The 10,125-nt window shown below is 71.8% G+C and carries 12 protein-coding genes and 1 pseudogene; 9 read left to right on the top strand and 4 right to left on the bottom strand.

What is annotated here, in order from left to right; translation table 11 throughout:
- The 3 genes from VLJ82_RS14445 to VLJ82_RS14435 form a co-directional block, all read left to right on the top strand.
- Nucleotides 1-1,995, top strand: a 1,995-nt coding sequence (locus tag VLJ82_RS14445) for a multifunctional oxoglutarate decarboxylase/oxoglutarate dehydrogenase thiamine pyrophosphate-binding subunit/dihydrolipoyllysine-residue succinyltransferase subunit (protein ID WP_408664062.1), incomplete at its 5' end; no start/stop codon positions are given.
- A gap of 10 nt (nucleotides 1,996-2,005) precedes the next feature.
- A complete protein-coding gene (locus VLJ82_RS14440) occupies nucleotides 2,006-3,004 on the top strand; it encodes a Gfo/Idh/MocA family protein (RefSeq protein ID WP_408664061.1) in 999 nt (332 codons plus the stop codon).
- Between the two features lie 21 nt (nucleotides 3,005-3,025).
- Nucleotides 3,026-3,199: a DUF6104 family protein gene (locus tag VLJ82_RS14435; protein WP_408664060.1), complete on the top strand. Its 174-nt coding sequence runs from the start codon at nucleotides 3,026-3,028 to the stop codon at nucleotides 3,197-3,199.
- Nucleotides 3,200-3,215: 16 nt separating this feature from the next.
- Here VLJ82_RS14435 and VLJ82_RS14430 read toward each other — a convergent pair whose 3' ends face one another.
- On the bottom strand, nucleotides 3,216-3,923 hold the full coding sequence (locus tag VLJ82_RS14430; protein ID WP_408664059.1) for a YczE/YyaS/YitT family protein: 708 nt from the start codon (nucleotides 3,921-3,923) through the stop codon (nucleotides 3,216-3,218).
- Nucleotides 3,924-4,030: 107 nt separating this feature from the next.
- Nucleotides 4,031-4,327: pseudogene (locus VLJ82_RS14425) on the bottom strand (S24 family peptidase); the annotation flags it as partial.
- 106 nt (nucleotides 4,328-4,433) lie between these two features.
- Here VLJ82_RS14425 and sodN point away from each other — a divergent pair.
- The 4 genes from sodN to VLJ82_RS14405 all read left to right on the top strand — a co-directional run bounded on the left by sodN (nucleotide 4,434) and on the right by VLJ82_RS14405 (nucleotide 6,910).
- Nucleotides 4,434-4,832: a superoxide dismutase, Ni gene (sodN, locus tag VLJ82_RS14420; RefSeq protein ID WP_408664058.1), complete on the top strand. Its 399-nt coding sequence runs from the start codon at nucleotides 4,434-4,436 to the stop codon at nucleotides 4,830-4,832.
- Between the two features lie 161 nt (nucleotides 4,833-4,993).
- A complete protein-coding gene (locus VLJ82_RS14415) occupies nucleotides 4,994-5,725 on the top strand; it encodes a histidine phosphatase family protein (protein WP_408664057.1) in 732 nt (243 codons plus the stop codon).
- 7 nt (nucleotides 5,726-5,732) lie between these two features.
- Nucleotides 5,733-6,140, top strand: coding sequence for an anti-sigma factor (locus tag VLJ82_RS14410; protein WP_408664056.1), 408 nt, complete (start codon nucleotides 5,733-5,735; stop codon nucleotides 6,138-6,140).
- The gene (locus VLJ82_RS14405; RefSeq protein WP_408664055.1) at nucleotides 6,137-6,910 is read left to right on the top strand and encodes a SigB/SigF/SigG family RNA polymerase sigma factor; all 774 of its coding nucleotides are present in this window, start codon (nucleotides 6,137-6,139) and stop codon (nucleotides 6,908-6,910) included. The genes VLJ82_RS14410 and VLJ82_RS14405 overlap by 4 nt, the downstream gene beginning before the upstream one ends.
- Nucleotides 6,911-6,952: 42 nt before the next feature.
- On the opposite strand, the gene VLJ82_RS14400 is transcribed toward VLJ82_RS14405, so the two are convergent.
- Nucleotides 6,953-7,360: a hypothetical protein gene (locus VLJ82_RS14400; protein WP_408664054.1), complete on the bottom strand. Its 408-nt coding sequence runs from the start codon at nucleotides 7,358-7,360 to the stop codon at nucleotides 6,953-6,955.
- 79 nt (nucleotides 7,361-7,439) lie between these two features.
- Here VLJ82_RS14400 and VLJ82_RS14395 point away from each other — a divergent pair, with 79 nt between their 5' ends.
- Nucleotides 7,440-8,369 carry a diacylglycerol/lipid kinase family protein gene (locus VLJ82_RS14395; protein ID WP_408664053.1) on the top strand — a complete coding sequence of 310 codons (930 nt, stop codon included), beginning with the start codon at nucleotides 7,440-7,442 and terminating at the stop codon, nucleotides 8,367-8,369.
- Nucleotides 8,370-8,824: 455 nt separating this feature from the next.
- Nucleotides 8,825-9,076 carry a WhiB family transcriptional regulator gene (locus tag VLJ82_RS14390; protein WP_408653391.1) on the top strand — a complete coding sequence of 84 codons (252 nt, stop codon included), beginning with the start codon at nucleotides 8,825-8,827 and terminating at the stop codon, nucleotides 9,074-9,076.
- A gap of 9 nt (nucleotides 9,077-9,085) precedes the next feature.
- Here the strand turns inward: VLJ82_RS14390 and VLJ82_RS14385 are convergent.
- Nucleotides 9,086-10,125: sensor histidine kinase (locus VLJ82_RS14385; protein ID WP_408664052.1), on the bottom strand; the 1,040-nt coding region annotated here is incomplete at its 5' end.

Raw genomic sequence — 10,125 nt, 5'->3', positions numbered from 1 at the left:
GCCAACATCGTCGGCAAGCCGTACGCCAAGATCTTCAACGAGTTCGAGGGCAACATCGACCCGGGCACCGCGCAGGGCTCCGGCGACGTCAAGTACCACCTCGGCGCGCACGGCACCTACGTCGCACCGGACGGCACCGAGATCGCCGTGGAGCTGACCGCCAACCCCTCGCACCTGGAGGCGGTCAACCCAGTGCTCGAGGGAATCGTGCGTGCCAAGCAGGACATTCTCGACAAGGGCGAGGACGGCTTCACGGTGCTGCCGGTGCTGATGCACGGCGACGCCGCGTTCGCCGGCCAGGGCGTGGTCGCCGAGACGCTGAACCTGTCCCAGCTTCGCGGCTACCGCACCGGCGGCACCGTGCACGTGGTGGTGAACAACCAGGTCGGCTTCACCACCTCGCCCGCCCAGTCGCGCTCCAGCCTGTACTGCACCGACATCGCGCGGATGATCGCGGCGCCGATCTTCCACGTCAACGGCGACGACCCCGAGGCCTGCGTCCGGGTCGCGAAGCTCGCGGTCGACTACCGGGTGCGGTTCAAGAAGGACGTCGTCATCGACATGGTGTGCTACCGCCGCCGCGGCCACAACGAGGCGGACAACCCCTCGTTCACCCAGCCGCTGATGTACGACATCATCGACTCCAAGCGCAGCGTCCGCAAGCTCTACACCGAGGCGCTGATCGGCCGCGGCGACATCACCCTGGCCGACGCCGAGGAGGCGCTCAAGGACTTCCAGTCCCAGCTGGAGAAGGTGTTCCTGGAGACCCGCGACGCCACCGGCAAGCCGCGTCCCGAGCCGGTGATGGAGGAGCCGCAGGCCAGGGCGAGCGTCTCCACCGCGGTGCCGGCCGAGCTCATCAAGACCATCGGCGACCTGTACGCCAACCACCCGGCCGGCTTCTCCATCCATCCCCGGCTCAAGCCGCAGATCGACCGGCGGGTCGCCCAGACCACTGGCGGTGACGTCGACTGGGCGACGGCCGAGCTGCTGGCGTTCGGGTCGCTGACCGTCGACGGCCATCCGGTGCGGCTGGCCGGCCAGGACTCCCGGCGCGGCACGTTCACCCAGCGGCACGCGGTGCTCATCGACCGGGCCACCGGCGAGGAGTACACCCCGCTGCGCCACATCCCGGGTGCCACCGCGCCGTTCCGGGCCTACGACTCGCTGCTGTCGGAGTACGCGGCGATGGGCTTCGAGTACGGCTACTCGGTGGCCATGCCCGACGCGCTGGTGGTGTGGGAGGCGCAGTTCGGCGACTTCGCCGACGGCGCGCAGACCATCATCGACGAGTTCATCGCCTCCGGCGAGGCCAAGTGGGGCCAGCGCTCGTCGGTGACGCTGCTGCTGCCGCACGGCTACGAGGGGCAGGGACCGGACCACTCCTCCGGCCGGCCCGAGCGGTTCCTGCAGCTGGCGGCCGAGAACAACATGACGATCGCGATGTGCTCCTCGCCGGCCAACTACTTCCACCTGCTGCGCCGGCAGGCGCTCTCGGACATCCGGCGGCCGCTGATCGCCTTCACGCCCAAGTCGCTGCTGCGGCTCAAGGCCGCGGTCAGCCAGCTGGAGGAGTTCACCGGCGGCAGCTTCCAGCCGGTGATCGGCGACTCCTCGGTGGCCGCCGAGCAGGTCAGCCGGGTGGTGCTGTGCAGCGGCAAGATCTACTACGACCTGGCCTCGGCCCGGGCCGAGTCCGGCCGGTCGGACGTCGCGATCGTGCGGCTGGAGCAGCTCTACCCGCTGCCCGGTGACGAGATCGCCGCGGAGCTGGCCAAGTACCCGAACGCGCAGCTGATCTGGGCGCAGGAGGAGCCGGCCAACCAGGGCGGCTACCCGTTCATCGCGCTGAACCTGCCCGAGCGGCTGGCCGCGCACGGCGACACCCGGCAGCTCTACCGGGCCTCCCGGCGGGCGTCGGCCTCGCCCGCGGTCGGCTCGGCCAGCGTGCACGACAAGCAGCAGCGCGAGGTGGTGGCCACCGCCCTCGGCTAGGTTGTCAGGCATGGCCGCATCGGAGGAATCCCCCGTCCGCTGGGGCGTCCTGGGCGCCGGCGGCATCGCCGGCAAGTTCTGCACCGACCTGGTCCGCACGCCGGGCAACGTGCTGGCCGCGGTGGCCGCCCGCGACGCCGGCCGGGCCGCCGACTTCGCCGCCCGGTTCGGCGCGCCCCGCTCCTACGGCAGCTACGCCGAGCTGGCCGGCGACCAGGACTGCGACGTCGTCTACATCGCCACCACCCACCCCGGGCACCGCGAGCAGGCGTTGCTGGCGATCACCGCCGGCAAGGCGGTGCTGATCGAGAAGCCGGTCTGCCTGAACGCCGCCGACGCCCGCGAGGTGTTCGGCGCCGCCGCCGCGGCCGGGGTGTTCGCCATGGAAGCGATGTGGATGCGCACCAACCCGCTGATCCGCCAGGCCCAGCAGCTGGTCGCGGACGGAGCGATCGGCGCGCTGGCCTCGGTCCGGGCCGAGCTCGGCCTGGGCCGGCCCTACGACCCGGCGCACCGGCTCTACGACCTGGCCAACGGCGGCGGCGCCCTGCTGGACCTGGGCATCTACCCGGTGACCTTCGGCTGGATCTTCGGCGGCCCGCCGCGTTCGGTGGCGGTCACCGGCACGCTGGCCGGCACCGGCAGCGACGCGACGGTGGCGATGCAGTGGAGCTACCCGGACGGCCGGGACGCCCAGCTGTGGTGCTCGGCGCCGCTGGCCGCGCCGTTCCGGGGGTTGCTGGTGGGCACCGAGGGCTGGATTCGCACCGAGGGCCGGTTCTACCGCCCGACGGCGCTGACCGTCTGCGTGGCCGGGGAGGAGTCCCGGATCGAGGATCCGCTGGAGCCCGGCGACTTCGGCTACTCCCCCGAGATCGCCGAGGTGGCCCGGTGTCTGCGGGCCGGGTTGACCGAGAGCCCGCTGGTCCCGGCCGCCGACACCGTCGCCATCCTGGACCTGCTCGACGGCGCGCGGGCCGAGCTCGGCGTGCGCTACCCCGGCGAGTGAGAAGACCGTCAGGAGAGCAGCATGTACTTCACCGATCGGGGCATCGAGGAGCTGGAAGGGCGCCGGGGCGAGGAGGAGGTCAGCCTGGCCTGGCTCGCCGAGCGGCTGCGCAGCTTCGTCGACCTCAACCCGGAGTTCGAGGTGGCCGTCGACCGGCTGGCGACCTGGCTGGCCCGCGCCGACGATGAGGATTAGCCGAGGACTGGCCGGCTCAGGCGGCTGACACCGGCTCCGCCGGCGCCGGCGAGGCACCCCGGTGCCCGATGGTGGAGTCGTCCAGCCCGAGGCGGGCGAAGATCCGCAGGAACAGCTGTGCCAGCGGTCCGATGGTGACCGCGAACAGCACCGTGCCCACCCCCACCGTGCCGCCGAGCAGCCAGCCGGCGAGCAGCACCGTCAGCTCCACGAAGGTCCGGCTGAGCCGGATGGAGACGCCGGTCCGGCGGGCGATCCCGGTCATCAGGCCGTCCCGCGGGCCCGGGCCGAAGCCGGCCGTGATGTACATGCCGGTGGCCAGGCCGCACAGCAGCACCGCCCCCGCCAGGGTCGCCGCCCGTGCCGGCAGGCCGTGCTGCACCGGCAGCACCGCCAGCGTCGCGTTCATCGCCAGGCCCACCACCAGCACGTTGCTCACCGTGCCGAGTCCCGGCCACTGGCGCAGCGGAATCCACAGCAGCAGCACCAGCGCGCCGACCGCGATGCTGACGGTGCCGATCTGCCGGTCCGAGACCAGGGCCAGGCCCTGGTGCAGCACGTCCCACGGGTCCAGGCCGAGGCCGGCCTGCACCTGCATCGCCGCCGACACCCCGTACAGCACCAGGCCGAGGTAGAGCTGGGAGAGCCGCCGCGTCCAGTGCAGCACCGACCGCCGGGGCCGGGCCGGCGCCCGCCGGTCGCCGGCCGGTCGTCGCGATCTCACCCGTCGATTCTGCCGGTCGCCGGCTGGCCGCCACCCTCCCCGGGTGCTGTTCCCCACCACCGCCGCCGCAGCTGCCGCCAATCGCCGAACCGGGCCGGCGGGCCGCCCCGGCGCCAGACCCGCACCACCCGGGCCAGCACGTCGGCCACCCCGTACTGGCGGGAGTCGCTGCCCTGGCCGGCGTTGTCGCTGGCCAGCAGCCAGCCGCCCCCGGACTCGGCGGCCTCGGCGACGGCCCGCTTGACCACCAGCAGGTCCGGCCGGCTGCGGAACCGGGCCAGCACCAGCACGCCGGGCCGTACGCGGGCGCCGTGTCGCACCAGCACCCGGTCGCCCGGCAGCAGGGTGGGCGTCATCGAGTAGCCGTCGATGCGCACCCACTGCCAGGGCAGCAGTGTCTGCATTCCTCCGATGCTGCCGCACTCGGCCGGGCCCCGCCGGAGTAGGGTCGCAGATCGAGCGTTCCGTTGTCCCGGAATGCGTTGTTGTCGCGAACTGGAGGTCTTTGTCATGCGCTTGATGCGCCGTTCGATCACCGCTTCCGCCCATTGCGACCTGCCGTGCGGCGTGTACGACCCGGCCCAGGCTCGCATCGAGGCGGAGTCGGTGAAGGCGATCCAGGAGAAGTACCAGGCCAACGACGACCCGGTCTTCCGGACCCGCGCCCTGATGATCAAGGAGCAGCGTGCCGACCTGGTCAAGCACCACCTCTGGGTGCTGTGGACCGACTACTTCAAGCCGCCGCACTTCGAGAAGTACCCGCAGCTGCACGAGCTGTTCAACAAGGCCACCAAGCAGGCCGGCGCCGCCGGCGGCAAGAGCTCGGTGGACCCGGCCGAGGGCCAGAAGCTGCTCGACCTGATCGCCGAGATCGACACCATCTTCTGGGAGACCAAGAAGGCTGCCTGACCTGCTACGGCGGCTGCCGCCGAACGTGCTCCCCGAGGCCGACCCGGATTCCGGGTCGGCCTCGGTCGTTCGGACACCCCGGGTCTCCGGCGCGGCACACCGGCGGGTGGCGATTCCGGTGGGCTCCACCGCCGGACTGAGGAAACGCTAGGGTGCCAGGCATGGCGGGTTCCCGGGGCGACGACGCACGCCGCGCCCCTGCCGCCGGAACCGATCTCTCGTCCGGGCCGACCCCGACCCCGACCCCGGCCGTCCGGCGCTGGCCGGCGCCGGACACCGAGCCCGCCCTGGTGCTGGTCCGGCACGGCGAGACCGAGTGGAGCCGCACCGGGCAGCACACCGGCAACACCGACATCCCGTTGACCGAGCGCGGCGAGCAGCAGGCCCGGACGGCCGGCCCGCTGATCCGGGCGATGCTGGGCGCGGCCGAGCCGGCGCTGGTGCTCAGCTCGCCGCGCCGGCGCGCCTGGCACACCGCCGAGCTCGCCGGCTTCGCCGTCGACGACACCGCCGCCGACGCCGCCGAATGGGACTACGGCGAGCTGGAGGGCCGCACCTCGGCCGAGATCCGGCAGCACTGGCCGGACTGGTCGGTGTGGTCGGGACCCATCCCCGGCGGCGAGGACGCCGCCGCGGTGACCGTCCGGTTCGACCGGCTGCTGGGCAGCATCACCAGCCGGCTCGCCGCGGCCGATGAGAGCGGGCCGGTGCTGGTGTTCTCGCACGGCCACGCGATCCGGTGCCTGGCCGCCCGCTGGCTGGGCGAGCCGGTGACCGCCGGACGCCGGCTGTGGCTGTCCACCGGCGCGGTCTGCAGCCTCGGCTATGAGCACGGCCAACCCGCGGTGCTGCACTGGAACCTCGACAGCGAACTCGCCGGCGCGGGCAGGTGAGACCCCGATGACCAGCGAGCACCCGCCGGACGCCGCCGGCACCGTCGAGCTGACCGTGCCGGCCGATCCGGCCTACCTCGCGCTGCTGCGCACGGTGATCGCCTCGCTGGCAGCCGGCCGCGACTACACCCTGGACGAGATCGACGACCTGCGGATCGCGGTGGACGAGGCCGGTGCGCTGCTGCTGCCGCACGCCGCGCCGGACTCGCGGCTGTCGGCGGTCTTCGGCGGCGCACCGGACCTGCTGCGCGCCGAGGTGTCGGTGACGATGCCGGCCGGCCATTCCGCCGGGCCGGACCGGTCGAGTTTCGCCTGGCTGGTGCTGACCGCCCTCACCGACTCGACAGAGCTGACCGGCTCCGGCCGGCGACTGTCGCTGGTCCTGACCAAGGGCCGCGGCTCCCGGGACCGATGACGCAGCGTTTCCGGCTGGACCGCGATCGCACCCACCAGCTGTTCGCCGAGCTGGCCACCCTGCCCCCGGGCAGCCCGCGCCACCAGCAGGTCCGCGACGCGCTGGTCGAGATCTCCCTGCCACTGGTGCGGTACCTGGCCTACCGGTTCGCCGGCCGGGGTGAGCCCACCGACGACCTGGTGCAGATCGGGATCGTCGGCCTGCTGCAGTCGATCGACCGGTTCGAGCCGGAGCGGGGCCTGGAGTTCTCCACCTTCGCCACCCCGAACATCCTCGGCGAGATCAAGCGGCACTTCCGCGACCGCGGCTGGATGGTGCGGGTTCCGCGCCGGTTGCAGGAGCTGCAGGCCGAGGTCAACGCCGGCATCGGCGACCTCACCCAGCGGCTGGGCCGGGCACCCACCGTCGCCGAGCTCGCCGGGCACCTGCGGGTCAGCCCGGAGCTGGTGCTGGAGGCCACCGAGTCCGCCCGGGCCTACTCTGCGGTGCCGATCGACGTGCCGCACACCAGCACCGGCCGCACCATCGCCGACGGCCTGGTGGACCCGGACACCACGCTGGAGCACGTCGAGCTGCGCCACGCGCTGCGCCCGGTGCTGGCCGAGCTGACCGAGCGCGAGCGGCAGGCGCTGCTGCTGCGGTTCGTGGAGAACAAGACCCAGTCCGAGATCGCCGAGGTGCTGGGCATCTCGCAGGTGCACGTCTCGCGGCTGCTGGCCAAGACCCTGGCCGAGCTGCGCCGGCAGCTGCCCGACCTGGGACGCGGGTAGGAGCGCACGCGGGCAACGCACGGCCGAGGCGGCGTGCGCCCGCTACAGCACCCGGTCCAGCGCCTGCCGGGACGACGGCAGCAGCAACAGCACCAGCACCGCGATCGCGGCGAGCAGGATCGGCACCCCCACCAGCGGCCGGCCGGCCTGGATGCCGAGCGAGTAGCCCACCGGCACCGCCAGCAGCTGCACCAGGATCACCGGTGAGCGGGCCGCCGGCCGCAGCTGCAGCAGTCCTCGGCCGCACGCCGCCAGCACCGCCGCGCCGAACAGCGCGAAGCCGACGATCGCCACCGCCGCCCACAGCCGGGTGGTGGTGTGCACGAACGCCAGCACCAGCAGCACCAGTGCGGTGACGGCCAGCGCCGCGGCTTCGGCCAGTACCAGGACGGCTGCCGCCCGGATGCCCGGGGGCGCCTCCTCGGCGGGTTCGGCTGGGGTGTCGGACACCCGCTGAGCCTATGCGAGCCGGCCGGCGAGGGAGCAACGGCAGAGCCGCCCGGACGCGTCCGGGCGGTACAGTCAGGCGGTGCGAGTCCTGGTGGTGTCCAACCCTCGAGCCACCGCCACCACGCTGCGCCAGCGCGACGTCCTGGTGCACGCACTGGCCTCCGACGCCAAGCTCGACGTCGAGGAGACGGCCAACCGGGGGCATGCCGCGGCGCTGGCCTGCCGCGCGATGCGCGACGGCTTCGACGTGGTGGTGGCCCTCGGCGGGGACGGCACCGTCAACGAGGTGGTCAACGGGCTGCTCACCGACGGGGTGCACCCGGGCGTCCCCCGGCTGGGCATCGTGCCGGCCGGCTCCACCAACGTGGTGGCGCGCGCGCTGGGCCTGCCCAACGACCCGGTGGAGGCCACCTCGGTGCTGATCGACGCGATGAGCGCCGACCGGCGCCGCCAGATCGGGCTGGGCCTGGCCGACGACCGCTGGTTCGTCTTCACCGCCGGCCTCGGCTACGACGCCGCGGTGGTCGCGGCCGTGGAGGCCCACCGCCGGCGCGGGCGCACCTCCACCCCGGCGCTCTACGTCCGGACCGCGGTGCGCACCTTCTTCCGGCAGGACCGGCGCCGGCCGGCGATCACCCTGCGGTTCCCGGACGGCAACACGGTGGCCGGGCTGCACATGGCGCTGGTCACAAACTGCGATCCGTGGACGTTCTTCGGCGAGCTGCCGGTCTCACCCACTCCGCAGGCGTCCTTCGACACCGGATTGGACGTCTATGCCCGGACCCGGATGGGGGCCGCCGGCATCCTGCTGGCGGCCGGCCGGATGATCGCCGCACCAGGACGGCGGGCCGGCCGGCGCGGTTTCGGGTCCCGGTTGGAACACGACTTGACCGAGTTCAGCCTGCACGCCGACCGGCCGCTGCCCTTCCAGGTGGACGGCGACGCCCTGGAGGAACGACAGCTGGTCAGGTTCCGCAGCGTGCCGGACGCTCTAGAGGTCTATGTCTGACCGGGCCCCGGTTCGGCTCCTTGAACAGGTCTTATAACACTGATTTCATAACCCTGTCTGCCAATTCGGGCAGGTGTGAGATGGCTGGCTGGGCAGGAATTGTCTACAACAATGCTCTTGACGACACTGCCCAAACCGGGAAATGATCACCGGGACACCCAAGTTTGCGGGCTGTGGTGCAGCTGTGCGAATGACAGGCAGTTTGCATAACTAGGTGTTTTGGACTTGCCCCCGTGCTCAAGGTGGGCGAGGCTTGTACTTAGACCGGGCGTCACCGACACAGGAACAGGCGTCCGCTGAACCACAGATCGTGTGCACCAAGCCATGCGACACGGCCGCGCTGTGCCGCAGGTCCTTGAAGTACTGGGTAGCTCGTGAAAGAATTCACAAGTACCTACTTCCAAGTACAACGTGCCTGTCAACAGCTTTCCCAGCAAGTAGAGGAGAACCACCCCATGGACTGGCGTCACCGCGCGGTATGCCGCGACGAGGACCCGGAACTGTTCTTTCCGATCGGGAACACCGGTCCCGCACTGATGCAGATCGAAGAGGCGAAGGCTGTCTGCCGTCGCTGCCCTGTCATGTCCGAGTGCCTGTCGTGGGCACTGGAGAGTGGCCAGGACGCCGGCGTCTGGGGCGGTCTGAGCGAAGACGAACGCCGTGCCCTCAAGCGCCGCAATGCTCGCGCCCGGGCTCGAATGTCGTAAAAAGGCTGCCTACCCCGCGCCGTCGTCAGCCTCGCGAGCCCGCTCGCGCCGGTTCACCGGAACCCGCAGGGTGACCGCGGTTCCCGGCTGGCTCGGCCCGCGGCCTGCGAGTTCCAGGCTCGCGTTCAGTTCCGCTTCCACCAGCGTCCGGACGATCTGCAGACCCAGCCGGTCGCTGTTGTCGACGGAGAACTTCTCCGGCAGCCCGGCGCCGTCGTCGAGTATCTGAACCGTCAGCGTCCCGCGCGACCGCTTGCCGACCACTCGGACCGATCCGCCGCGATTGCCGGGGAATCCGTGCTCTACGGCATTGCCGACCAGTTCGGTGAGCACCATCACCAGCGGGGTGGCAAGCTCTGCAGACAGTTCGCCGAAGCTGCCGACCCGTTCGACCAGCACCCGGCCGTCGGAACCGGCCACCTCGCCCAGCATCGCCAGCAGCCGGTCCACCACCGCGTCGAAGGCAACCTCCTCGTCGATCGCCGAGGACAGCGTCTCGTGTACCAGCGCGATGGAAGACACCCGTCGCATGGATTCCTCCAGCGCCGTGCGGGCTTCGGGATTGGCCACCCGGCGCGCCTGCAGTCGCAGTAACGCCGCGACTGTCTGCAGATTGTTCTTCACCCGGTGGTGGATCTCGCGGATGGTGGCGTCCTTGGACAGGATTTCCCTGTCCCGGCGGCGCAGTTCGGTGACGTCCTGCAACAGCACGAGCGCGCCGAGTGATTTCCCTCGCGGGTACAACGGGATCGCGCGGAACTGCACGATCGTGCCGGCGCCGTCGAGCTCGCGGCTGGACGGATGCCGGCCGGCCAGCGCGTCGGCGGCCATCTGCTTGAGCTCGGCGGCGCGGAACGGATCCCGGGCCAGCTCGCCGATCACGTCGCCGAACGTCGCGTCCAGCAAGTTGCCCGGATAGCCCAGTCGCCGGAAGGCCGACGAGCCGTTGGGGCTGGCGTAGAGCACCTTGCCGGTCGGGTCCAACCGCAGCAGGCCGTCGCCCACCCGGGGGCCGGCGCCCTCCTCGCGCTCGCTCGGCGGCCCGGGGA

The organism is Jatrophihabitans sp. (genome assembly GCF_035474675.1).
GTDB lineage: Bacteria > Actinomycetota > Actinomycetes > Mycobacteriales > Jatrophihabitantaceae > Jatrophihabitans_A.
This window is presented reverse-complemented; position numbering and strand designations above follow the sequence as displayed.